The organism is Streptomyces marispadix (genome assembly GCF_022524345.1).
Lineage (GTDB): Bacteria > Actinomycetota > Actinomycetes > Streptomycetales > Streptomycetaceae > Streptomyces > Streptomyces marispadix.
On the sequence record NZ_JAKWJU010000002.1, the window covers coordinates 1,202,719 to 1,226,393 of the forward strand.

Here is a 23,675-nt window from a genome sequence, read left to right on the forward strand (position 1 = left end):
CTGGCAAGGACCGGCGAACGGCGTCAGATGTGGCTGGCCGTCACCCAGCGGTCGAGCGCCGCCCGTGCGGCACCGCTGTCGACGGACTCGGCGGCCCGCTCCATGGCCGCACGGATCTGCTCGGCCAGCGGGGCGTCGCCTGGTTCGAGCGCGACAAGAGCGGCCGCCGAGTTGAGCAGTACGGCGTCGCGCACCGGCCCGTGCTCGCCGTCCAGCAGGCGGCGGGCGACATCGGCGTTGTAGGCGGCGTCGGCACCGCGCAGCGCCTCGACGGGCACGATGTCCAGCCCGACGTCGCGCGGGTCGAACGACTCCTCGCGCACCTGTCCGCCTCGTACGACCCACACCGTCGAGGTGGCGGTGGTCGTCAGCTCGTCCAGCCCGTCGTCCCCTCGGAAGACGAGGGCCGAGGAGCCGCGCTCCGCCAGCACGCCCGCCATGATGGGCGCCATCCGCGCGTTGGCGACACCCGTGGCCTGGGCCTTCACCCGGGCGGGGTTCGTCAGCGGGCCGAGGAAGTTGAACGAGGTGGGGATGCCCAACTCGCCCCGTGCGTTGGCCACATGGCGCAACGACGGGTGGAACTTCACCGCGAAACAGAACGTGATCCCGGCCTCGTCGGCCACCTCGGCGACCCGCTTCGGGCTCAACTCCAGGTTGACGCCCAGCTTCTCCAGTACGTCCGTGGCGCCGCTCGCGCTGGACGCGGCGCGGTTGCCGTGCTTGACGACCTTCGCTCCGCATCCGGCGACGACGATGGCGGACATCGTGGAGATGTTGACCGTGCGCGCCCGGTCGCCGCCCGTGCCGACGATGTCGACGGTGGGGCCGGGCACTTCGATCACATTGGCGTGCTCGTACATCGCCCGTACGAGTCCGGCGATCTCCCCGACCGTCTCGCCCTTGGCGCGGAGCGCCACCGCGAAGCCCGCGATCTGGGCGTCGGTGGCCTGCCCGCTCATGATGTGGTCCATGGCCCACGCGGTCGCGTCGGAGTCCAGGTCCTCCCCGGCCAGCAGCGACGTCAGCACGTCCGGCCAGGTGTGGGGACCCCCGGATGGAGAGCCGGCAGACGGAACGGCACTCATGATCCCTCCTGAGGTCCTCGTAACGGATGGAAGCCCGAACCCGCGCCTCCGGCCCGGCCGATGCGCTGGACGCGCCGGGCAGGCATGCGAAACAGGGCGTGGGGGGCGACCGGACATGCGGCCCGGTCAGCCCCCACCCTAGCGGCACACGCGCCCGGCCAGGCGATCCGTTTACCTCGTGGGACGGGCCGTAGTAAGGACGAGCCGCAGCAGGGGCGCGCCTCGGCCAGGACCCGCGGATCATACGGACCGAAGCACGCGGGGGCGGACGGCCCGCCCTCGCGTTCCGGGCGCACGGCGGCCCGACGCAAGCCCCTCAGCGCGAACACACGCGAGGGGCCGGGCCCTCCCCTTCGGGAAAGCCCGGCCCCTCGTCCGCAGTCACGCGGAGCGTCGCCGTGCGGCCGCGTCGCCGTGCGGCCGGCCGGTCCGCCGACCGCTCGGCGGCTCGCGGCTCAGTGGTGCCCGTGGCCGCTCGTCAGCTCCCTGTACTCCTCGGCGGTCGGCTTCGGGATCTGCGCCTGCTCGCCGTAGTAGCCCCTGGAGAGCCTGGCCCGCAGCTTCTGGCTCCGGCCGACCTTGCGCTGGACGCCGTTCTCGTCGACCTCCGGGCCCGCCTCGTACGGCTTGTGCTGCTCGTGCGCGGTGAGGGTGTGGAGCTGCTCCTGGGAGAGCTGCTCGTGCACCTCGATGAACTCACCGTGCGGAAGCCGCTTGATGATGCCCGACTCCCGTCCGTGGAGCACCTTCTCCTTGTCGCGGCGCTGGAGGCCGAGACATGCGCGCCGGGTGACGAAGAAGACCACCACCGGTACGACGAAAAAGGCGATGCGCACGAACCACGTGATCGAGTTGATCGACAGGTCGAAGTGCGTGGCCACGAGGTCGTTGCCACCGCCGATCAGCATCACCGTGTACCAGGCGATCCAGGCCGCACCGAAGGCCGTACGGGTCGGTGCGTTGCGCGGCCGGTCGGCGAGGTGGTGCTCACGCTTGTCGCCGGTCACCCACGACTCGATGAACGGATAGACCGCGATCGCCGCCAGCACCAGCGGGAAGACCATCAGCGGGATGAACACGCCCATCACAAGCGTGTGGCCCCAGAGATGGATCTCCCAGCCGGGCATGATCCGGATCAGTCCCTCGGAGAAGCCCATGTACCAGTCGGGCTGCGCGTTGGTGGACACCTGGTCCGGCCGGTACGGGCCCAGCGCCCAGATCGGGTTGACCGTGAAGGTCGCCGCGATCACGGAGATGACGCCGAAGACGAGGAAGAAGAAGCCTCCGGCCTTGGCCATGTAGACCGGCAGCAGCGGCATTCCGACGACGTTCTTGTTCGTACGGCCGGGACCCGCGAACTGCGTGTGCTTGTGGTAGAAGACCAGGATCAGATGCGCCACCAGCAGGCCCAGCATGATGCCCGGCAGCAGCAGCACATGGATCGAGAAGAACCGCGCCACGAAGTCGTGCCCGGGGAACTCTCCGCCGAACAGGAACATCGACATGTACGTGCCGATGATCGGCATGGAGAGGATCGCACCCTCCATGAACCGCACGCCGGTGCCCGACAGCAGGTCGTCCGGGAGCGAGTAGCCGGTGAAGCCGGTGAACATGCCCAGCACGAACAGCAGGAAGCCGAACAGCCAGTTGATCTCGCGCGGCTTGCGGAAGGCACCGGTGAAGAAGACGCGCATCATGTGCACGAACATCGCGCCGAGGAAGATCAGCGCCGCCCAGTGGTGGATCTGCCGCACGAGCAGACCGCCGCGGACGTCGAAGCTGATGTCGAGCGTGGAGGCGAACGCCTCCGACATCCGCACGCCCTGCATCGGCACGTAACTGCCGTGGTATTCCACCTCGTTCATCGACGGGTGGAAGAACAGCGTCAGATACACGCCGGTCAGGATGATGATGATGAAGCTGTAGAGCGCGACCTCACCCAGCATGAAGGACCAGTGGTCCGGGAAGATCTTGCGCATGTTGGCCTTGGCCAGGCTGTAGACGCCCAGGCGGCCGTCGGCCCAGTCCGCGACCCGCTCGCCGGCGGGCGCCTTGCGCTTCGGGGCGGTGGTCTCCGTTGCTGTACTCATGCTCGACGCTCCCAGTAGGCCGGGCCCACGGGTTCTTCGAAGTCGCCCTGCGCTTCGAGGAATCCGTCGTTGTTGACGCTGATCTTGAGCTGCGGCAGGGGGTGGCCGGCCGGGCCGAAGATCACTCGTGCACCGTCCGACAGGTCGAAGGTCGACTGGTGGCACGGGCAGAGCACGTGGTGCGTCTGCTGCTCGTAGAGGCTGACAGGACAGCCGACGTGGGTGCAGATCTTGGAGTAGGCGACGATCCCCTCGTGGGACCAGTCGAGCTCCCGCTTGTCCTTGATGTCACCGGGTTCGAGGCGTACGAGCATCAGCGCCGCCTTGGCGATCTGCTGCTGGAAGTCCTCGTCCTCCTCCTCCAGGCCCTCCGGCATGGCGAAGGTCAGCGAGCCGACGCTGATGTCCTCGGGGCGCAGCGGCTCCTGGGTGTTCTCGTTGACCAGCAGCTTGCCCTTGGTCCACAGCGTGTGCTCCAGCTTGTCCTCGGGCAGCGGCCCGAGGTCGCGCAGGAGGACGACACCGGAGAGCGGCACCAGCGTCAGCGCCCCGAACATCGTCTTGCGGATCAGCGAACGGCGCCCGAGACCCGACTCCTTGGCGCCCTGCGCGAAGTCCTCCATGACCTTCGCGCGGGTCTCCGGCTCGGCGGAGACGGCGTGGCGCTCGTCGACCAGTTCGTGGTCGGACATCAGGGTGCGCGCCCAGTGGACCGCGCCTGCGCCGATGCAGAAGAGCGCGACGCCCAGCGTCATGCCCAGCGCGAAGTTCAGAGCACCGATGCGTCCCGCCGGCCAGACGTAGATGATCTTGTCGACGGGCACGAGCACGAAGCTCGCGATGAAGCCCACCGTGGCCAGCATCGACGCGGTGAAGAGCATCGCCACGACGCGCTCGGAGCGCTTGGCGGCCCGCTCGTCGATGTCCTGGATCCGCGGCTCGTGGGGCGGCAGTCCCGGATCGGCGAACGGATCGTCCGCTACGGATACGGCGCCGTGACCGTTTTCCTGCTCGATCGGCAGGTTCTTCTCTGACACGTTCTCGTGTGATCCAGTCTCGCTCATGACTTCTTGGCCTTTGCGGTCCGAGCTGCGACCCAGATGGCGACGAGGATGAGGACGCCGAGGCCGAAGACCCAGGCGAACAGGCCCTCGATGACGGGGCCGAGGCCGCCCAGCTTGTAACCGCCGGGGCTGTCGGACTCCTCGCTGTTCACCGCCTTCAAGTACGCGGCGACGTCCCGCTTGTCCTGCTGGGGCATCACCTTGTCCGGGAAGGACGGCATGTTCTGCGGGCCGGTCTGCATGGCCTCGTAGACGTGCTTGGGGTCGACGTCGTTGAGGTTCGGCGCGTACTTGCCGTGCGTCAGGGCACCGCCCTCGCCGGTGAAATTGTGGCACTGGGCGCAGTTGGTCCGGAAGAGCTCGCCACCCCTTGCGACGTCCGCACCGCTCGGGTCGTACTGGCTCTTGGTGGGCTTCACGGGACCGGCGCCCAACGACGCGACGTACGCGGCGAGTTGGTCGATCTCGTGGTCGCTGTAGATCCTCTTCTTCTTCGGCACCTGGGCGCCCGGCTGCTGCGCGGGCATGCGGCCGGTGCCGACCTGGAAGTCCACGGCGGCGGAGCCGACGCCGACCAGGCTGGGACCGTCGCTGGTGCCCTGGCCGCCGGTTCCGTGGCAGCTTGAACAGCCCACGTCGTAGAGCCTCTTGCCCTCCTCGATGGCGAGGGACTGGCTCGACGGCTGGTCGGCCTTGGCTTCACCGGCGGGAGCGAACGCGGCGTACAGCCCCCCGGTGGCCGCCAGCGCGAAGATGAGAACGACGAGCGCCGCCAGCGGATGGCGCCGTCGTGCGGAGAGCTTTTTCACGGATTACCCCGGTGTCAGGATCTTCTGCGTCGATGCTTCTGCTTTTGTCTGTCACTGTCCGGTGCGCGCTCGCGCACACCGGCGCCCGATCAGCTACTTGATCAGGTAGATCGTGGCGAAGAGGCCGATCCAGACGACATCGACGAAGTGCCAGTAGTAGGACACGACGATGGCCGCAGTGGCCTGCTGATGGGTGAAGCGCTTGGCCGCGTACGTCCTGCCGAGCAGGAGCAGGAACGCGATCAGACCGCCCGTGACGTGCATCCCGTGGAAGCCGGTGGTCAGGTAGAACACCGATCCGTAGGGATCCGAGGACAGCGAGATTCCGTCCTTCTCCACCAGCTCCGTGTACTCGAAGATCTGGCCGCCGATGAAGATCGCGCCCATGACGAACGTGATGATGAACCAGCCCCGGAGCTTCTTCACGTCACCGCGTTCGGCCGCGAACACACCGAGCTGGCAGGTGAGCGAGGAGAGCACCAGGATCGTGGTGTTCGCCGCCGAGAAAGGCACGTTCAGCGCGTCGGCGTGTTCCTTCCAGAAGTCCGCACCCGTCACGGACCGCAAGGTGAAGTACATCGCGAAGAGGGCCGCGAAGAACATCAGCTCGGAACTCAGCCAGATGATGGTTCCGACGCTGGTGAGGTTCGGCCTGTTGACCGACGGGTGCGCGTGCCCGGTTTCTACTGCTGTTGCTGTCGCCACGCCGACATTATGTCGGTCGCTCGTACGGCCCCTGCTGGCGGGGTGCCGTTCGGTGTGTCCGGCACGTGTGTCCAGCTCTAACAGGCCTCTGCCGCGGGCCTTCCCCCATCTTCTGCCGGTCTCCCGGCGGGCCTCACGCGCGGTCTTCCGCAGGGTCCTGCGCGGGGTCTCTTTCGCGGTTCTCCGGCAGGTCTTCCGCCCCACTTCTGCGGGCGTACTCCGCTGTGTTGACGAGAAGGGCGAGGGAGTAACATCCGCGCTACGGCCACCTGCCGTTACGTGATCACGTGCGAGACGTCCAGCGGAGGAACGATGCAGCCGACCGCCACGGTGCTGGTCTACAGCGACAACGCCGACACCCGCGAGCAGGTGCGGCTCGCCGCCGGCCGCCGTCCCGCCGCCGATGTGCCCCCCGTCGAGTACGTGGAGTGCGCGACCCTGCCCGCCGTTCTCTCCACGCTGGAGAAGCACCGCATCGACGTGTGCGTGCTGGACGGTGAGACGGCGCCCGCGGGCGGCATGGGCGTATGCCGTCAGATCAAGGACGAGATCTTCGACTGCCCGCCGGTGCTGCTGCTCATCGGCCGCCCGCAGGACGCCTGGCTGGCGTCCTGGAGCCGCGCGGAGGCCGCCGTCTCGCACCCCATCGACCCGGTGGCCCTCGCGGGCGAGCTGGCCGGGCTGCTCAGGGAGAAGGACGGGTCCGAGGCCCAGGTGCAGCCCCTCTGATCCGTAGCCGCGCTCGCACGAGGCGGCGAAGCTCGGCACAGCCGCTCCGACTCACCGCGGCGGCTCAGCGCTCCGGCTCAGCACGGCGACGGGCCCGCCCACCGGTACGTCCGGTGTGCGGGCCCGTTCGTGTCGGTTCTGCTGTCCGGGTCGTGCTGTGGGGGTCGTGCTGTGGGGGTCGTGTTGTGCCGGGGCTTTGTGTGCGGGTGCCGATCCTGACGCGTCAGACCTGCGGCTGGAGCCTGCTCACACCGGTCGCGGAGCCTGCGGCGCCCTGTTCCTGGCCGCCTCTCAGCAGCGCACTGCCGTGCTTCCACTTCTTCCACGACAGGTTCCAGTCGCCGAACCCGTTGCCGAAGGGCGCCATGGTGTCGCCGTCGGAGTTGACGTACTTCACGGGGACGCCGGGACGCACGTGCTCGAAGAACCACTGGGCGTTCTCGGTGCTCATGCCCGTGCAGCCGTGGCTGCTGTTGGACACCCCGTGCGAACCGGAGGACCAGGGGGCGGCGTGCACGTACTCGCCGCTCCAGGTGAGCCGCGACGCCCAGTGGACTCCCAGGTCGTAGGACTCGCCGCCGCCGATGCCGACGCTGCCGCTGCGCATCCGTACGAACGACTCGCGGCCGAGGATCACCTTGGTGCCGTTGCGGGTCTCGAAGCCCGCCTTGCCCGTGGTGATCGGCATCTCCTTGATGACCTTGCCGTTCTTGCTGAACTTCATCGACAGGCCGGACGCGTCCGCGAGCGCCTCCACCCGGTCGCCGGTCCTCAGCTTGACGGGCTTGGACTTGTCCCCATAGAGCCCTTCGCGGATCTTCAGGCCCTTCATACGGGAGCGGACCGACACGGTGGAGTGGGCGGGCCAGTACTCCTTCGGGCGGTAGTGCAGTTCCTTGCTGTCCACCCAGTGCCAGGAACCCTCCACGTGGGGCGAGGACTTCACGATGAGCGCGCCCTCGACGAGCTTGCGCTGCTTCGCGCTCTTGACCTTGTGGCTCAACTCGGCGGTGATCGGCTGGCCCACTCCGTAGGTGCCGCTGTCGGGTCCGAAGGTGACGCCGAGTCTCTTGGCGTGTGCGGGCTTGGTCTGGAAGTTGAGCGTCCGGCGCCCCTGCTCGCCGGAGCCGTTCTCGGTGCTGATGCGGACGGTGTAGCGCACGCCGGCCGCGAGCGGCGTGGTGCTCCGCCAGCGGGTGCCGTCCTCGGAGAGCTTGCCGCTGAGGAAGCGTCCTGCGGTGTCGACGGCGGTGACGTCGGCTATTCGCCCCTCGTCACCGGTGGCGGTCACTTCGAGCGGGTCGGAGGGGTCGACGACGGCCCCTTCCTCGCCCGCGCTGACGGATATCTGGTTGCTCGCGTCGTACGGGGCTCCCGCCAGGGGATTCCCGCCGCTGCCGACGCTGCACGAGGTCAGTCCGACGGCGAGGGGCGCGAGGGTGAGGGCACAGCCGACTGAGATGCGGCGCTTCGTCCTGTTCGAAGAGTGATTCATAGGCCCAAGGTAGGAACTGACACCGTTTAGGGCCTGTTGGGCGCAGGCAAACGGGTCGGCCCCCGGTGATCACCGGGGGCCGGCCTGTTTGCCGACTGGCTCTGCCTGGAGCCTTACTGGGTGCGATTCTCGCCGTGGTAGTACTCGAAGACCCAGCCGAAGAGGCCGACGAAGAGCAGCGGCGCCGAGATGAACACCAGCCACCATCCGAAGGCCACGCCCAGGAAGCCGAACGCGGCGCCCAGCCCGAGAGCGAGCGGCTGCCAGCTGTGCGGGCTGAAGAACCCGACCTCGCCGGCGTCGTCCGCTACCTCGGCTTCCTTGTTGTCCTGCGCTCCCGCGTCCACACGGCGGGCGGTGAAGGCCAGGTAGTAGCCGATCATCACCGCGAGACCGAACGCGAGGAACAGTCCCGTCGTGCCCACCGGCTCCTTCGACCAGGCGCCGTAGACGATCGCCGTGGCGAGCAGGAAGACCGCCAGGCCGAGGAACATCTTGCCCTGGACCTTCACTTCGACTCCTCCTTGCTGCCGACGAGCGTCTTGCCGCCCGCGGCCTGCTGCTCTCCGAGCTGGTCGAGTGCCGCGACCTCCGGGTAGTGCAGATCGAAGGCCGGGGACTCGGAACGGATGCGTGGGAGCTGGAGGAAGTTGTGCCGCGGGGGCGGGCAGGTCGTCGCCCATTCAAGGGAGCGGCCGTAGCCCCAGGGGTCGTCGGTCTCGACCTTCTTGCCGTACTTGGCCGTCTTCCAGACGTTGTAGAGGAACGGCAGTACGGACAGGCCCAGTACGAACGAGCTGATCGTCGAGACGGTGTTGAGCGCCGTGAAGCCGTCGGCGGCCAGATAGTCGGCGTACCGGCGGGGCATGCCCTCGGCGCCCAGCCAGTGCTGGACGAGGAAGGTGCCGTGGAAGCCGGTGAACAGCGTCCAGAAGGTGATCTTGCCGAGGCGCTCGTCGAGGATCTTCCCGGTGAACTTCGGCCACCAGAAGTGGAAGCCGGCGAACATCGCGAACACGACCGTGCCGAACACCACGTAGTGGAAGTGCGCCACGACGAAGTAGGTGTCGGACACGTGGAAGTCCATCGGGGGCGAGGCCAGGATGACGCCGGTCAGACCGCCGAAGAGGAAGGTGACCAGGAAGCCGATCGACCACAGCATCGGCGTCTCGAAGGACAGCGAGCCCTTCCACATCGTGCCGATCCAGTTGAAGAACTTCACGCCCGTCGGCACGGCGATCAGGAACGTCATGAAAGCGAAGAAGGGCAGCAGCACCCCGCCCGTGACGTACATGTGGTGCGCCCAGACCGTCACCGAGAGGCCGGCGATGGCGATGGTGGCGCCGATGAGGCTGATGTAGCCGAACATCGGCTTGCGGCTGAAGACCGGTACGACCTCGGAGATGATGCCGAAGAACGGCAACGCGATGATGTAGACCTCCGGATGGCCGAAGAACCAGAAGAGGTGCTGCCATAGCAACGCACCGCCGTTGGCCGCGTCGAAGACATGCGCCCCGAACTTGCGGTCGGCCTCCAGCGCGAAGAGCGCGGCGGCGAGCACCGGGAAGGCCAGCAGCACCAGCACACCGGTGAGCAGCACGTTCCAGGTGAAGATCGGCATCCGGAACATCGTCATGCCCGGTGCGCGCATGCAGATGATGGTGGTGATGAAGTTGACCGACCCGAGGATGGTGCCGAAGCCGGAGAGCGCCAGGCCCATGATCCACAGGTCGGCACCGATGCCCGGCGAGCGGACCGCGTCCGAGAGCGGCGAGTAGGCGAACCAGCCGAAGTCCGCGGCGCCCGACGGCGTGAGGAAGCCGCCGACCGCGATGAGCGAACCGAAGAGGTACAGCCAGTACGCCAGCATGTTCAGCCGCGGGAAGGCCACGTCGGGCGATCCGATCTGGAGCGGCATGATCCAGTTCGCGAAGCCTGCGAACAGCGGGGTGGCGAACATCAGCAGCATGATCGTGCCGTGCATGGTGAACGCCTGGTTGAACTGCTCGCTCGACATGACCTGGATGCCGGGCCGTGCGAGTTCGGCACGCATGAAGAGCGCCATCACGCCGCCGAGCAGGAAGAAGGCGAAGGACGTGACGAAGTACAGCGTCCCGATCTTCTTGTGGTCGGTCGTGGTGGCCCAGTCGACCACCATGGCGCCGGGCGTCTTCTGCCTTACGGGCGGTGCTGACGCCTCGGCAGTCGCGGCGGCACCCTTGGATTCGTTGAGGATGCTCACGGGTTATTCGTCTCCGCATTCCTGGCGTCGCCGGTGGTGGCGGTGCCCGACGGGATGTAGCCGGTCTGGCCCTTCTCGGCCAGGTCCTTCAGATGCTTCTGGTAGCGCTCGGGCGAAACGACCTTCACGTTGAAGAGCATCCGGGCATGGTCGACGCCGCAGAGCTCGGCGCACTTGCCCATGTAGGTGCCCTCCTTGGTGGGAGTCACCTCGAATCGGTTGACGTGGCCGGGGAGCACGTCCTGCTTCATCAGGAACGGCACCGGCCAGAACGAGTGGATGACGTCGCGGGAGGTGAGGATGAACTGCACCTTCTCGCCCTTCGGCAGCCAGAGCGTGGGGCCCGGATTGCCGTTCTGCGGATTGCGCTCCGAGGGGGTCCCCACGGTGTAGACGCCGTCGGCGCCCTTGGGGAAGCTCGTCCTCATCCGGTCCGGGATGGCGGAGAGTTCCTTGTCACCGGTGTTGGTGGTGGCGGACTTGCCGTCCACGTCCTCGATGTAGTTGAAGCCCCAGCTCCACTGGAAGCCCACCACGTTGACGACGTGCTGCGGCTTCTTCGTCGTCGCGAGGAGCTTGGTCTCGTCGCGGGCGGTGAAGTAGAAGAGCACCGCGACGATGATGATCGGAACCACCGTGTACAGGGCCTCGATGGGCATGTTGTACCGGGTCTGCGGCGGGACCTCGACCTTGGTCCTGGAACGCCGGTGGAAGACGACGCTCCACAGGATCAGTCCCCAGACGATCACGCCTACCGCGAGGGCCGCCGCCCACGAGCCCTGCCACAGGGAGAGGATCCGGGGAGCCTCGTCCGTGACCGGCGTGGGCATTCCGAGGCGGGGGAAGTCCTTGTATGTGCAACCGGTGGCGGTCGCCAGGACCAGGCCCGCGGCGAACGCCTGGTGCAGCTTCCGCCGCATCGGGCGCCTCGACATGGGGGTACCGCCCACGCCCCGCGGGCGGTGGGGGAGGTCGGAGCCGTTGGGACTCACGTAGCGCCTTCCCGAGAGTCTCGCCCGCCCATCGAGCTCGGCCGTTCTGCTGGTCGGGCGCGGGCCCAGGCGCGGGCAGGGGTTTGGATGTTTATGCGGGGCAAACCTTACTGGACCGTTCTGAGGGCCTCGCGGGGAGGGTCCCCAACGCGCCGTGCACCCCCTAACAGGGGCCTTGCGGCGGCTCGTCGGGACCGTAGGACGCCCGTGCCGGTACGTAGCGAGGACCCGCGCGGGCGGTCAGCGGGGGCGCTGCGGCGGCCGGTTGGGCACGGGACGCGGAGCCGTCGGCAGTGGAGCGGACGCCCGACGCGAGCGGTGCGGGCGGCCCTTCCAAAGCGCGGCGGCGGCCCCTCCGTAGCGCAGGGGCGGCCCGCCGGCGGCGCGTTAGCGTTCATGTGTGCCCTACTTCGACGCCGCTTCCTCCGTACCGCTGCACCCCGTCGCCCGTGAGGCGCTGATCGCCGCGCTGGACGAGGGGTGGGCGGACCCCGGGCGTCTGCACCGCGAGGGACGGCGGGCGCGGATGCTGCTCGACGCGGCCCGTGAGACGGCCTCCCAGGCGGTCGGATGCCGCCCGGACGAACTGGTCTTCACCCCATCGGGTACCAGTGCTCTGCACACCGGGATCGCGGGGGCGCTCGCTGGTCGCCGCCGTACGGGCCGCAGGCTGGTGGTCTCCGCCGTCGAGCACTCGGCCGTACTGCATGCCGCCGCCGCTCACGAGGCCGCGGGCGGCATCGTGGCGCAGGTTCCCGTCGACCGTACGGGCCGGGTTCCGGCGGCGGAATTCCGTGCCGCGCTGGGCGAGGACACCGCGCTGGCCTGTCTCCAGTCCGCCAACCACGAGGTGGGTACGGAGCAGCCCGTCACGGAGGTGGCGGCGGCGTGCGCGGAGGCCGGGGTTCCGCTGCTCGTCGACGCGGCGCAGTCGCTGGCCTGGGGGCGTACCGGCGAGGGCTGGTCGCTGCTGGCGGCCAGCGCGCACAAATGGGGCGGGCCGCCCGGGGTGGGGCTGCTGGCCGTGAGAAAGGGCGTGCGTTTCGCGCCTGTCGCACCCACGGACGAGCGGGAGTCCGGGCGTGCGGCCGGGTTCGAGAACATCCCGGCGATCGTCGCGGCGGCGGCTTCGCTGCGTGCCGTACGGGCCGAGGCGGACGCGTCGGCGGCTCGACTGCGGGCCCTGGTGGACCGGGTGCGGGCGCGGGTTCCGGAATCGGTCCCGGACGTCGAGGTCGTGGGCGATCCGGTGCGGCGCCTGCCGAACCTCGTCACCTTCTCGTGCCTCTACGTGGACGGGGAGGCGCTGCTGCACGCGCTGGACCGGCACGGGTTCTCCGTCTCCTCCGGCTCGTCGTGCACGTCCAGCACTCTGACGCCGAGCCATGTGCTGCGCGCGATGGGCGTGCTCTCCGAGGGCAACGTGCGTCTGTCGCTGCCACCGGGGTCCGCGGATTCGGCCGAGGAGGACGTGGAGCGCTTCCTGGAGGTCCTGCCGGAGGCCGTACGGGAGGTGCGGGGACGGCTGGCCGCGCCAGGCGGGCGGGACGGTACGCGAGCGAAGCCGGAGGCGGATGCCGAAGGAGAACCGGAGGCGGCGGCCGGAGGAGAACCGGAGGCGGCGGCCGAAGCGGAGTCGAAGCCGGAAACGGAAGCGGAACCGCAGCATGGCGCTTCCGGCGGGCCCTCCGTGACCGTGGACGCGCTCGGCTCGCTCTGCCCGCTGCCGGTGATCGAACTGGCCAAGGTGATCGGCGACGTACCGGTGGGCGGCGTGGTCACGGTCCTCGCGGACGACGAGGCCGCCCGTGCCGACATCCCCGCCTGGTGCGAGATGCGCGGGCAGGAGTATCTGGGCGCCGACGGCGTCGAGTTCAGAATCCGCCGCCTCAACTGACCCTGCCCTGCGACGCGATGGGCGGGGCGGCCATCAGCCGCCCCGCCCGTCAGGGCCCCGGAAGCCGGGGTCCGGATCACGTCGGTACGTCAGCAGTACCTCAGCGGCACGTCAGCGCTGTGACAGAGATACGTCGGTACGTCAGTACGCCGGCGTCGACACTGCGCCGACGCGGGTCAGTTGAGATGCGCGGCGACTTCCGCCGCCGCCTCCTCGCCGTACTGCCCGGTGAAGCGCTCCATGAAGTGGGCGCGCCGCAGCTCGTACTCCTGCGTCCCCACCGTCTCGATGACGAGGGTGGCCAGCATGCAGCCGACCTGAGCGGCGCGCTCCATGCTCACACCCCAGGCGAGGCCGGAGAGGAAGCCCGCACGGAAGGCGTCGCCGACGCCGGTCGGGTCGGCCTTGGCCTCTTCCTTGGGCACGCCGACCACGATGGGCTCCTGGCCCTCGCGTTCGATACGGACGCCCTTCGCGCCGAGCGTGACGACGCGGGTGCCGACCTTGGCGAGTATCTCCTTGTCGCTCCAGCCGGTCTTGGTCTCGATGAGCTCCTTCTCGTACTCGTTGGAGAAGAGGTAGGTGGCGCCCTCCATGAGGGTGCGGATGTCCTCGCCCTCCATGCGCGCGATCTGCTGCGAGAAGTCCGCGGCGAAGGGGATGCCGCGCTTGCGGCACTCCTCGGTGTGCCGGGTCATCGCCTCGGGGTCGTCGGCGCTGATGCAGACGAGGTCGAGACCGCCGACGCGCTCCGCGACGGTCTGGAGCTCGATCTGGCGGGCCTCGCTCATGGCGCCCGTGTAGAAGGAGCCGATCTGGTTGTGTGCCTCGTCGGTGGTGCAGACGAAGCGGGCGGTGTGCCGCAGCTCCGAGATGTGGACGGACTCGGTGTCCACTCCGTGCCTGTCGAGCCAGGCCCGGTACTCCTCGAAGTCCTCGCCCGCGGCGCCGACCAGGATCGGGTTCGCTCCCAACTGCCCCATGCCGAAGGCGATGTTGGCGCCCACTCCGCCACGCCTGATCTCAAGCGAGTCGACGAGGAAGGAGAGCGAGACGGTGTGCAACTGATCGGCGACAAGCTGGTCGGAGAACCGGCCAGGGAACGTCATCAGGTGGTCGTTCGCGATGGAGCCGGTGACTGCGATACGCACGGCGAAATCTGCTCCTGTCGGAGGACGCTGTCGGATGGCACCATCACGCTACCTGCTTCCCCCGCTTAACCGAACAGGACGTAACTACCTGATAGTAGGGCCTTCCAGGCGCCTCACCTGCTGCGTAGCGTCAGTCCCATGCTGAACACCGCGCGGCGGACGGCCGCGGAACCCGAGTCCATGGAGCAGTTGCTGGGCGACTGCGCGCGCATGGCGCCGCACTGGACGGTCACCGGGTGCGAGCCCGTTCCCGCCGCCGACGAGGGCGCCCGGACGGTGATTTCCCCGGCTTCGTACGAGGCGCTGCACGGGGTGCGGGTTCCGGCCGCGTCGGCACGGCTGCTGGAAGGGATGTCCGAGTACGGGGACTGGTGACCCCGCGGGGTACGGGACGGATGACCTTACGGGCGGCGCCTGTTGAGGAGTTCCAGGGGCGTACGGGCCTGCGGCGCCTGCGAGTCGGGGGCCGTCGGCGCTGCGGACCGGTGGACTCGCGGGCGTGGAGCGGGAGTTCGCGCCCACGCGCCGGCCCGTCACGTCGTCCCCGGGGCCCGGCGGGACCTTCCGGGAGCTGCGCGGCACGGGCCCCGGTCCGTGAATTCGAATCCCGCTCCCGGGAACCTCGCGGGCTCCGGCTCCGTCACAGATGTGTCCATCGCGCTGCCGCAGGCAGGAGCGGCAGGAGACGCGGTGGGCGGATCCGAAGGAGCAATGCCGTGAGCACCGAACCGTCCCCCGGGCGCGGGGAGAGCCTTTCCGCGGGTTCAGCGGAATCAACGGGTCCGGAGGGCTCCGCGCGCCCCGCGGGTTCCGTGGATTCCGTGGATTCCGTGGGCGAAGTGCCCGTTCGGCGCCGCAGGCACCGGCTGTCCGTCGTAGCGGTGGCTGTGGCCGTACTGGCGTCCGGCGGCGGTGGCGCATGGTGGGCGTCGACCGCGGGCAGCTCCGGCGGGCCGGAGAGCGCCTCCGAGCCGCCCGCACTCGCCCTCGACGGCCTCGCGGCAGCCGGGCGGAGCGGCGAGGACGGCGGCAGGCCGGGAATCGCCCCGGGCGAACCGCATCCGCAGGTCTACCGCGCGAACGGCGAGCTGCCCGAGGGCCCGGACGCCGCCGCCGTCTACCGCCCCGCAACCGTCGAACGGGCCTCCGTCTCGGCGCTCGCCGAAGCGCTGGGCGTGGCGGGGAAGCCGGAGCAGAAGCACGACCGCTGGGTCGTGGGCGACGGCGAGAAGTCGCCCGGCGGTACGTCCCTCACCGTGAACCGTGACCGCATGGCCGGGAACTGGACGTACAACTCCGGAGACGACCAGCCCGTCATGCGCTGCGGCACACCGCTGCCGACGGTGCCCGACAGCGGTTTCGCACCGCCTGGGAAGGGCCCCGGCGGCGAGGGCGCCCCGGAGCCGTGCCCGGCGATGCCCGGTTCCGGCAAGGGCGACCCGGTGTCGGAGAAGAAGGCGAAGAGCGCGGTAAGGCCGCTGCTGAAGACGCTGAAGCTCGACGACGCACAGCTCGACGCCGAGGTGACCACCGGCTCGCTGCGGATGGTGACCGCTACGCCCGAGATCGGCGGCATGACGGCGAGGGACTGGAACAGCACCTTCACCGTAGACAAGGACGGCAAGGTCGTACGCGGCCACGGCAATCTGGGCGAGCTGCGGCGGGGCCCCTCCTATCCGGTGATGTCGGCCGAGGAGACGCTCAAGCACCTCAACAAGCAGGGCGCGACGGCTCCGGGTGCGGCCACCGGCCGTGAGCCGCAGCTCTACGACAGCCCTGCGAACAGTCCGGCGAACGGCCCGGCGAAGGGCGAGGACCACCCCGGGAAGGGCCACGGCAAGGACCAGCCCGAGCAGAAGGGCCCCGGCATGGACGGCCCCGGGAAGGTCGCACCGCGCAAGGCGCTGAAGGTGACGGACGCGGAGTTCGGCCTGGTGACGCGGTACTCCAAGGGCAGGCCCGTGCTCGTACCTTTGTGGACCTATGAGGTGCTGCTCGGCGGCGACCACACGGCGAAGGTGGCCCATCCGGCCGTCGAACCGGCCTACTTGAAGCCGTCGGGGCCCGCGCGGCCCGGCGGGGGTTCCGCTCCGGGGTCGGGACCCGGCGCGGGCTCCGGCTCGCAGCCGGGCTCAGGCCCGGACTCGAGTTCCGGGCAGGCGGAGGAGCCGGGCTCGGGGCCCGTACAGGCCGCCGACTCCTACGAGGCAGACGGCCGCACCCTGAGGATCACCTTCTGGGGAGGCGTCTGCGGCGGTTACGAGGCGAGCGCGGACGAGTCCGGGAAGACGGTGAAGGTGACCGTACGGCCGAAGGAGACGGACGCGAAGAAGGTGTGCGTGAAGATGGCCAAGCGGCGCACCGTCGAGATCGAGCTGGACAAGGCGCTGGGCGGCCGGAAAGTGGTGGACGCCACGGACGGAGATGCTCTTCCGCACAAGTGAACCGGCGAACACTGGGTAGACATGTCGCTAGAGCGACACGGAAGAAGTGACCGACTCGCATAAGACATGAACCGTACGGGCCGATACGACGGACCTGAGGAGCACGGGGGCGGGAACGACGAAGGCGGCGGACCCCTGGTGGGGGGAGTCCGCCGCCTTCGTCTTCTTCAGCCGGCCCGGCTTTCGCCGCCGCCGTCGGACGGCTCGGCGAATGCCCGCTAGGGCCGCTCAGCGCTCAGTCCGTGGGCAACTCAGCCGCAGGGGCGCTCAGTTGAACGAGTCGCCGCAGGCGCAGGAGCCCGTCGCGTTCGGATTGTCGATGGTGAAGCCCTGCTTCTCGATGGTGTCGACGAAGTCGATCGAGGCACCGCCCAGGTAGGGCGCGCTCATGCGGTCGGTGACGACCTTCACACCGTCGAAGTCCTTGACCACGTCGCCGTCGAGCGAGCGCTCGTCGAAGAAGAGCTGGTACCGAAGGCCGGAACAGCCACCGGGCTGGACGGCGACCCGAAGCGCCAGGTCGTCACGGCCCTCCTGCTCGAGCAGGCTCTTGACCTTCGCCGCGGCGGCGTCGGACAGGATGATGCCCTCGCTCACAGCGGTGTCGTCCGATACGGACATCTGCTTCTCTCCCGGGTTGTTCGGACTCCTCTGCCGCCGACTGCAACCGGCGGCGTCCCGGATTCATTCCAGGGGGACACGTTCTTTTCTACGTCGTTCTCCCGACTCATGCTCCCACACGCCGCGAGCGACTGGGAATGCGTCACATCGACGCGAACGCCATCGTCAAAGTGACGTGAAGCGGTTATGATTAATAGCGTCAGTTAGACGAAAAGCCGCTTGCGGCGATGGAGAAAGGGAGGGTGGGTGCAGTGACCGCCCCACTGGACGTACAGCCGACTCCGCTGGCGCTGCTGCTCCTCGGCCGCGAGTCCGACCCGAAGAGCGAGCGCGGGGTCGAATGCCCCGGAGACCTTCCCGCTCCCTCGGACCCGGATCTGGTCGAGCGAGCACGCGCCGCGAAGGCCGCACTCGGCGACCGTGTCTTCGTACTCGGCCACCACTACCAGCGCGACGAGGTCATCGAATTCGCCGACGTCACCGGGGACTCCTTCAAGCTGGCGCGTGACGCGGCGGCCAGGCCCGAGGCGGAGTACATCGTCTTCTGCGGCGTGCACTTCATGGCCGAGTCCGCCGACATCCTCACCTCGCAGCGGCAGAAGGTCGTGCTGCCCGACCTGGCGGCGGGCTGCTCCATGGCCGACATGGCCACCGCCGAGCAGGTCGCCGAGTGCTGGGACGTACTCACCGAGGCCGGAGTCGCGGATGTGACGGTGCCGGTCTCGTATATGAACTCCTCCGCCGACATCAAGGCGTTCACCGGCAGGCACGGCGGCACGATATGCACCTCGTCCAACGCCCGGCGGGCCCTGGAGTGGGCGTTCGCGCAGGGCGACGAGCGGCGCGGCGGGGAGCGGGAGAGCGGCGCGAGCGGCGAGCGGGACGGCAGCGGACTGGAGAGCAAGGTGCTCTTCCTGCCGGACCAGCACCTCGGACGCAACACCGCCGTGCGGGAGTTGGGCATGAGCCTGGACGACTGCGTCGTCTACAACCCGCACAAGCCGGACGGCGGGCTGACCGCACAGCAGCTCCGCGACGCGAAGATGATCCTCTGGCGAGGGCACTGCTCGGTGCACGGGCGCTTCTCGCTGGACTCGGTGCGCGACGTCCGCGAGCGCATCCCGGGCGTCAACGTGCTGGTGCACCCGGAGTGCAAGCACGAAGTGGTCGCCGCGGCCGACCACGTCGGTTCGACGGAGCACATCATCAAGGCGCTCGAGGCCGCGCCGCCCGGTTCGAAATGGGCGATCGGCACCGAACTCAACCTGGTGCGGCGCCTGGCGAATCGCTTCGCCGACGAGGACAAGGAAGTCGTGTTCCTCGACCGTACGGTCTGCTTCTGCTCGACGATGAACCGCATCGATCTGCCGCATCTGGTCTGGGCGCTGGAGTCCCTGGTGGACGGCAAGGTGGTCAACCGGATCGAAGTCGACGCGGAGACCGAGAAGTTCGCCAAGCTCGCCCTGGAGAGGATGCTGGCGCTGCCGTAATCTGCGGCCCGATGCTGCTGCGACCTGTCCGGGACACGGAGGAGGACGCCGAGGCCGTACGGCGGCTGGCCGAGGCGTCCTTCGCCGTCTTCGAGTCGAACCCCGGCACCGCGACCGTGATGAATCCGCCCGCCGTGAGGCCCGCTCCGGGGCAGCCCGCGCGAAGCCGGGAGCGGGTCCGCCACCTGGCCCGTACGGACCCGGGCGGCGGCTGGATCGCCACCGACACCGGCGGTCGCCCCGTCGGCGCCGCCCAGTCGCTGGTGCGGGAGGGCACCTGGGGGCTCGCGCTGCTGGCCGTACTCCCCGAGGCGCAGGGCAAGGGCGTCGGCACGGCGCTGCTGGGACGCACCGTCCAGTACGGCCGGGCCTGTCTGCGGGGCATCGTGTGCTGCTCGCCGCATCCGGTCGCGGCACGTGCGTACCGCAAGGCGGGGTTCGACGTGCATCCGGTGATGCGGCTGGACGGCTCGGTGGACCCGGGGCGGCTCGCGGCGCCCGACGGTCCGGTAGTGGTGGGCTCGGCCGCCCAGCGGGACATGATGGACTCCGTCGACCGGCGGCTGCGGGGCGGCGCCCACGGGGTCGACCACACGTTCATGCTGCGCCATCACCGTCTGTTCGTCGTCGACGAGTTCACGGGCAGCGGCTACTGCTATCTCCGCGAGGACGGCCGGGTCGAACTGCTCGCCGCCACCTCCCGCCGTCTGGCGACCCGGCTGCTGACGGCCGCGCTGCTGAGCCTTCCCGAGGGTGGCCGGGCGTCGCTGCGCGACGTGACCGCCGAGCAGCAGTGGGCGGTGGACGTCGGGCTGGCGGCCGGGCTGGAGTTGAGCACAGGCGGCTATCTCTGCCTTCGCGGGATGCGGCCGCCGTCGCCGTACATCCCGTCGGCGGGATTCCTTTGAGGCGGGCGGCCGGTACGGGGGCGAACGGCGGGGCGTGAGTTCCGGCCGGACGGCCGTCCGCTCGTCCGTCGGCCGTGTGCTCAGCCGTGGCCCGGACGCACCAGGCCGTTCTCATACGCGGCGACCACCAGCTGCGCCCGGTCGCGCGCCCCGAGCTTCGACATGGTGCGGTTCACATGCGTCTTCACGGTGAGCGGGCTGACCGCGAGCCGCTCCGCTATCTCGTCGTTGCTGAGGCCGCCGCCGATCAGGGTCAGCACCTCGCGTTCGCGGCCGGTGAGAACGTCGACGGGGCGCCTGGCCTCCCCGTCGGCCGTGCGGTCCTCGCCCGCCGTGTCCTGCGCCGCGTAGGGGCTCTCCTGCGCCAGGAAGGAGGCGATCAGTCCCTTGGTGGCGGCGGGCGAGAGCAGGGCGTCGCCCTTGGCGGCGGTACGGATCGCGGTCAGCAGTTCCTCAGGCTCGGCGCCCTTGCCGATGAATCCACAGGCCCCGGCCCGCAGGGCCTGCACTACGTACTCGTCCACCTCGAACGTGGTGAGGATCACGACCTTGACCCCGGACAGCGCCGGGTCGGAACTGATGGCGCGCGTGGCGTCGAGGCCGTCGGTGCCCGGCATGCGGATGTCCATCAGCACCACGTCGGCGCCCGAAGCTCGTACGACATCGACGGCCTCGGCCCCGTCGGACGCCTCGGCGACGACCTCCATGTCCGGCTCGGAGTCCACCAGGACCTTGAAGGCGCTGCGCAACAGCGCCTGGTCGTCGGCCAGCACCACCCGGATCGTCATGCGGACGCGCCTTCCTCGGCGCGGAAGCCGGTCGGGCCGGTCTCCGCTGCCCGTGGCTGCTGTATCGGCAGCCGTACGTGCACGCGGAAGCCGCCGCCCGGCAGCGGGCCCGTCTCGCACTCGCCGTGGAGCGCGACGGCCCGCTCGCGCATTCCGATGAGTCCATGGCCGCCGCCCTGCTCGGGCGCCGGCTCGCGGGCTGAGCCCGACTCCCGGACGGGAGCGGGGGGTTGGGGCTGCGGCGGCGCGGGCGTGGGCGCAGGGGCAGGTCCATGGGGAGCCGCGGCGGCTGTGCTGCCGGTGGCGCCCGTGCCGGGGGCGTTGCCACGTCCGGCTCCCCCGCCCGTCTCCGCCTGCGTGGCCGGATCGTCCGCGGCGCCTTCGCCGTCGTCCGTGACCGTGATCTCCAGGGCGTCTCGCCGCGTCACGATCCGCACCTCGGCGTGCGCCCCCGCACCGACGTGCTTCTGCACATTCGTCAGGGCCTCCTGGACCACGCGGTACGCGGTGAGGTCCACCGCCGACGGCAGAGCGCGCTGCGCCTCCGCGTTCCCGGTCGTACAGGTGTCTCCGGGCGTACGGGCCTCCGCGGTCGTATGGGCGTCTCCCGGCGTACGGGCGTCTTCTGACGTGCGAGCACCCTCCGGCGTACGGGCCCCACCGGGCGGTGTGCCCCCGCCCTCCCGCGCGTCGCGGACGTCCCCGGCGCCCTCGGAGGTGACGTCCACCGAGACCGAAAGGCCGGCCCTGGTGAACCCTTCGACCAGCTCGTCCAGTACGCCCAGCCCCGGCGCGGGCTCCGTGGGCGCGACGCTCTCGCCGGACTGGCGCAACAGGCCGACCGTGGCCTGGAGTTCGTTCAGCGCGTGGCGGCTCGCCTCCCGTACGTGGGCCAGTGCCTCCTTGGCCTGGTCGGGACGCTGGTCCATGACGTGGGAGGCGACGCCGGCCTGCACGTTGACGAGCGCGATGTGGTGGGCGACCACGTCGTGCAGTTCGCGGGCGATGCGCATGCGCTCCTCGGCTACGCGGCGGCGCGCCTCCTCCTCGCGTGTGCGCTCGGCCCGTTCGGCACGCTCACGCATGGCGTCCACGAAGGCACGCCGGTTGCGTACGGCCTCCCCCGCGGCGGCGGCCAGCCCCGTCCAGGCGAACGTGGCGAGGTTGTCCTGTGCGTACCAGGGGCGGGTGCCGAGCAGCATCCCGGCGGCGGTGAGCACCACCACGGTCAGCACGCCCACGCGGACGCTGGTGACGCGGTCGGTGCGATTGGAGACCGTGTACAGGGCGATGATCGCGGAGATGACGATGGGCGCGCGATGCCCACCGGAGGCGCCCGTACCGGGATCGACGATCAGACCGACCACGGTGACGAGCCCGGTGATGCACAGCACCGGCATCGGAGCCCGGCGGCGCAGCACCAGAACGCCGCAGGCGAGCGCCGCCAGCAGGGCCGTAGCGGGGGCCACGTCACGACGGCCGAAGCGGGGGCTCACCTCCTGCCCGGGCGAGGACTCGGCGGCGGCGCCGACCAGTATGGCGACGAAGACGCCGAGCGCGATGAGCGCGTCGACGGCGTAGGGGTGGGCGCGCATCCACCGCCGTACGTCGGCGAGAACTCCGGAGCCGGGGCCCGGACTTGGACCGGGCCCCGGATTCGGACTCGGACCTGAGTCTGGCCCTGCTGGGGGTTTCGCCGTCATATCGGGCACGTCTGCTGTGTCGGGCACGTCGGGGGAATCAGGACTCGGAGGGCTGAAGGGCAAGGGAATTCAAAGGCTCGGGGGCGGGTGCGAAGGCCGCCCGCCCCCGGATGTTCACAACGCCCGACGCGGGATGCCGCCGGACGTAGCTCTGAGGCGGTGGCCCGAACCGCCCGCCCCCGCGAAGCCGAGCGCGGCCCGAGACCCGTTCCGGGAGGCTCAGTTGGGAATGAGGCCGTCTTCCGTGAGCATCTCCCGCACCTCTTCGAGCGACGCGTCAGGCGCGGGGAGGATCAGCTCGGACGGCTCCAGGGAGTCGTCGCGAAGCGAAGTGCCCATCGTCCGTACGGCGTTGAGGAGAGCCGTCAGGGTGCGGCGGAAGCCTTCCTCGTCTCCGTTCTCCATCTCGGAGAGCAGCTCGTCGTCCAGCTTGTTCAGCTCGGCGAAGTGGCTGTCGTCCAGCTTCACCTGGCCTTCCCCCATGATCCGTACGATCATGTCGCTCTCCTTCTCGCGGGGCCGTCGGCTGCTTCTCGGTCTGGGTCCGGTGTAGGTCCGTACGTCCGTGTCGGTCCGCTGTGGCTCCCGGCCGGGGCGACGGACGAGGTCCGCCTTCGCCGACCGGGGCGCTCCCCCGCGCTGCCCGCGGCCGCTACTTCTCGAACCTCGGTGTGTCCTGGGACTGCTGCTGGTCCTGCCCCTGTCCCTGGGCCTGTCCCTGGGCCTGCTCGGTGCCGCCGCTCTCGATGGCCTGCCGTCCGCCGCCCTCCGAGCCGCCGGCCAGCTCGGCCTTCATCCGCTGAAGCTCCAGCTCGACGTCCGTACCGCCGGAGAGCCGGTCCAGCTCCGCCGTGATGTCGTCCTTCGCCATGCCGGACGGGTCGTCGAGCGCACCGGAGGCGAGCAGTTCGTCGATGGCACCGGAACGTGCCTGGAGCTGGGCCGTCTTGTCCTCGGCCCGCTGGATGGCCATGCCCACGTCGCCCATCTCCTCCGAGATGCCGGAGAAGGCCTCGCCGATGCGGGTCTGCGCCTGGGCGGCGGTGTAGGTGGCCTTGATGGTCTCCTTCTTCGTACGGAAGGCGTCCACCTTGGCCTGGAGCCGCTGGGAGGCGAGCGTGAGCTTCTCCTCCTCGCCCTGGAGCGTCTGGTGCTGCGACTCCAGGTCCGTGACCTGCTGCTGGAGCGCGGCACGGCGGGAGAGCGCCTCGCGGGCGAGGTCCTCGCGGCCGAGGGCGAGGGCCTTCTTGCCCTGCTCCTCCAGCTTTGAGGACTGGCCCTGCAACTGGCTCATCTGGAGTTCGAGGCGCTTACGGGACGTCGCCACGTCGGCGACCCCACGGCGCACCTTCTGTAGCAGCTCAAGCTGCTTCTGGTACGAGTAGTCCAGCGTCTCGCGCGGGTCCTCGGCCCGGTCCAGGGCCTTGTTGGCCTTCGCGCGGAAGATCATCCCCATACG

The 23,675-nt window shown here is 69.6% G+C and carries 20 protein-coding genes and 1 pseudogene; 6 read left to right on the top strand and 15 right to left on the bottom strand.

Translation table 11 applies throughout. From position 1 onward, the window contains the following. Positions 1-23: 23 nt before the first annotated feature. The 5 genes from trpD to ctaE form a co-directional block, all read right to left on the bottom strand. Positions 24-1,088 (bottom strand): anthranilate phosphoribosyltransferase, encoded by a 1,065-nt coding sequence (gene trpD / locus MMA15_RS05220; protein ID WP_241057800.1) that lies wholly within the window; start codon positions 1,086-1,088, stop codon positions 24-26. Positions 1,089-1,543: 455 nt separating this feature from the next. Then, positions 1,544-3,178 carry a cytochrome bc1 complex cytochrome b subunit gene (gene qcrB, locus MMA15_RS05225; RefSeq protein ID WP_241057801.1) on the bottom strand — a complete coding sequence of 545 codons (1,635 nt, stop codon included), beginning with the start codon at positions 3,176-3,178 and terminating at the stop codon, positions 1,544-1,546. After that, complete coding sequence (gene qcrA / locus MMA15_RS05230) at positions 3,175-4,242, bottom strand: cytochrome bc1 complex Rieske iron-sulfur subunit (RefSeq protein WP_241057803.1); 1,068 nt, start codon at positions 4,240-4,242, stop codon at positions 3,175-3,177. The genes qcrB and qcrA overlap by 4 nt, the downstream gene beginning before the upstream one ends. After that, complete coding sequence (gene qcrC, locus MMA15_RS05235) at positions 4,239-5,051, bottom strand: cytochrome bc1 complex diheme cytochrome c subunit (RefSeq protein WP_241057804.1); 813 nt, start codon at positions 5,049-5,051, stop codon at positions 4,239-4,241. Before qcrC ends, qcrA begins: the two co-directional genes overlap by 4 nt. Positions 5,052-5,144: 93 nt before the next feature. Beyond that, positions 5,145-5,756, bottom strand: coding sequence for an aa3-type cytochrome oxidase subunit III (ctaE, locus tag MMA15_RS05240; RefSeq protein ID WP_241057805.1), 612 nt, complete (start codon positions 5,754-5,756; stop codon positions 5,145-5,147). Between the two features lie 312 nt (positions 5,757-6,068). On the opposite strand from ctaE, the gene MMA15_RS05245 reads away from it, so the two are divergent. Further along, positions 6,069-6,485: a hypothetical protein gene (locus tag MMA15_RS05245; RefSeq protein ID WP_241057806.1), complete on the top strand. Its 417-nt coding sequence runs from the start codon at positions 6,069-6,071 to the stop codon at positions 6,483-6,485. A 223-nt stretch (positions 6,486-6,708) separates the two neighbouring features. Here the strand turns inward: MMA15_RS05245 and MMA15_RS05250 are convergent, their stop codons facing one another. From MMA15_RS05250 to ctaC, 4 genes are all read right to left on the bottom strand, one after another. Next, the gene (locus tag MMA15_RS05250) at positions 6,709-7,980 is read right to left on the bottom strand and encodes a L,D-transpeptidase (protein WP_241057807.1); all 1,272 of its coding nucleotides are present in this window, start codon (positions 7,978-7,980) and stop codon (positions 6,709-6,711) included. Positions 7,981-8,093: 113 nt separating this feature from the next. Beyond that, the gene (locus tag MMA15_RS05255; RefSeq protein ID WP_241057808.1) at positions 8,094-8,492 is read right to left on the bottom strand and encodes a cytochrome c oxidase subunit 4; all 399 of its coding nucleotides are present in this window, start codon (positions 8,490-8,492) and stop codon (positions 8,094-8,096) included. After that, positions 8,489-10,222 carry an aa3-type cytochrome oxidase subunit I gene (gene ctaD / locus MMA15_RS05260; protein ID WP_241057809.1) on the bottom strand — a complete coding sequence of 578 codons (1,734 nt, stop codon included), beginning with the start codon at positions 10,220-10,222 and terminating at the stop codon, positions 8,489-8,491. The genes MMA15_RS05255 and ctaD overlap by 4 nt, the downstream gene beginning before the upstream one ends. Continuing rightward, positions 10,219-11,214 (bottom strand): aa3-type cytochrome oxidase subunit II, encoded by a 996-nt coding sequence (gene ctaC / locus MMA15_RS05265; protein ID WP_372498185.1) that lies wholly within the window; start codon positions 11,212-11,214, stop codon positions 10,219-10,221. The genes ctaD and ctaC overlap by 4 nt, the downstream gene beginning before the upstream one ends. Positions 11,215-11,614: 400 nt before the next feature. On the opposite strand from ctaC, the gene MMA15_RS05270 reads away from it, so the two are divergent. After that, the gene (locus MMA15_RS05270; protein ID WP_241057814.1) at positions 11,615-13,111 is read left to right on the top strand and encodes a cysteine desulfurase/sulfurtransferase TusA family protein; all 1,497 of its coding nucleotides are present in this window, start codon (positions 11,615-11,617) and stop codon (positions 13,109-13,111) included. A gap of 176 nt (positions 13,112-13,287) precedes the next feature. On the opposite strand, the gene MMA15_RS05275 is transcribed toward MMA15_RS05270, so the two are convergent. After that, positions 13,288-14,262 (bottom strand): carbohydrate kinase family protein, encoded by a 975-nt coding sequence (locus MMA15_RS05275; protein ID WP_241057815.1) that lies wholly within the window; start codon positions 14,260-14,262, stop codon positions 13,288-13,290. Positions 14,263-14,400: 138 nt separating this feature from the next. Between MMA15_RS05275 and MMA15_RS05280 the strand changes: the two genes are divergently transcribed. Further along, the gene (locus MMA15_RS05280) at positions 14,401-14,637 is read left to right on the top strand and encodes a hypothetical protein (RefSeq protein ID WP_241057817.1); all 237 of its coding nucleotides are present in this window, start codon (positions 14,401-14,403) and stop codon (positions 14,635-14,637) included. 455 nt (positions 14,638-15,092) lie between these two features. Beyond that, the gene (locus MMA15_RS05285) at positions 15,093-16,706 is read left to right on the top strand and encodes a hypothetical protein (protein ID WP_241057819.1); all 1,614 of its coding nucleotides are present in this window, start codon (positions 15,093-15,095) and stop codon (positions 16,704-16,706) included. A gap of 267 nt (positions 16,707-16,973) precedes the next feature. Here MMA15_RS05285 and MMA15_RS05290 read toward each other — a convergent pair whose 3' ends face one another. Beyond that, complete coding sequence (locus MMA15_RS05290; protein ID WP_241057820.1) at positions 16,974-17,327, bottom strand: HesB/IscA family protein; 354 nt, start codon at positions 17,325-17,327, stop codon at positions 16,974-16,976. A gap of 260 nt (positions 17,328-17,587) precedes the next feature. Between MMA15_RS05290 and MMA15_RS05295 the strand changes: the two are divergent. Next, positions 17,588-18,817: pseudogene (locus MMA15_RS05295) on the top strand (quinolinate synthase); the annotation flags it as partial. An 11-nt stretch (positions 18,818-18,828) separates the two neighbouring features. Continuing rightward, entirely contained in the window at positions 18,829-19,725 is an 897-nt protein-coding gene (locus tag MMA15_RS05300) for a GNAT family N-acetyltransferase (RefSeq protein WP_241057824.1), read from the top strand. Positions 19,726-19,805: 80 nt separating this feature from the next. Here MMA15_RS05300 and MMA15_RS05305 read toward each other — a convergent pair whose 3' ends face one another. From MMA15_RS05305 to MMA15_RS05320, 4 genes are all read right to left on the bottom strand, one after another. Then, a complete protein-coding gene (locus MMA15_RS05305; protein WP_241057825.1) occupies positions 19,806-20,513 on the bottom strand; it encodes a response regulator in 708 nt (235 codons plus the stop codon). Continuing rightward, the gene (locus MMA15_RS05310; protein WP_241057828.1) at positions 20,510-22,108 is read right to left on the bottom strand and encodes a sensor histidine kinase; all 1,599 of its coding nucleotides are present in this window, start codon (positions 22,106-22,108) and stop codon (positions 20,510-20,512) included. Before MMA15_RS05310 ends, MMA15_RS05305 begins: the two co-directional genes overlap by 4 nt. A 327-nt stretch (positions 22,109-22,435) precedes the next feature. Further along, complete coding sequence (gene pspAA / locus MMA15_RS05315; protein WP_241057829.1) at positions 22,436-22,714, bottom strand: PspA-associated protein PspAA; 279 nt, start codon at positions 22,712-22,714, stop codon at positions 22,436-22,438. A 154-nt stretch (positions 22,715-22,868) separates the two neighbouring features. Beyond that, complete coding sequence (locus MMA15_RS05320; RefSeq protein WP_372498321.1) at positions 22,869-23,672, bottom strand: PspA/IM30 family protein; 804 nt, start codon at positions 23,670-23,672, stop codon at positions 22,869-22,871. Positions 23,673-23,675 lie beyond the last annotated feature (3 nt).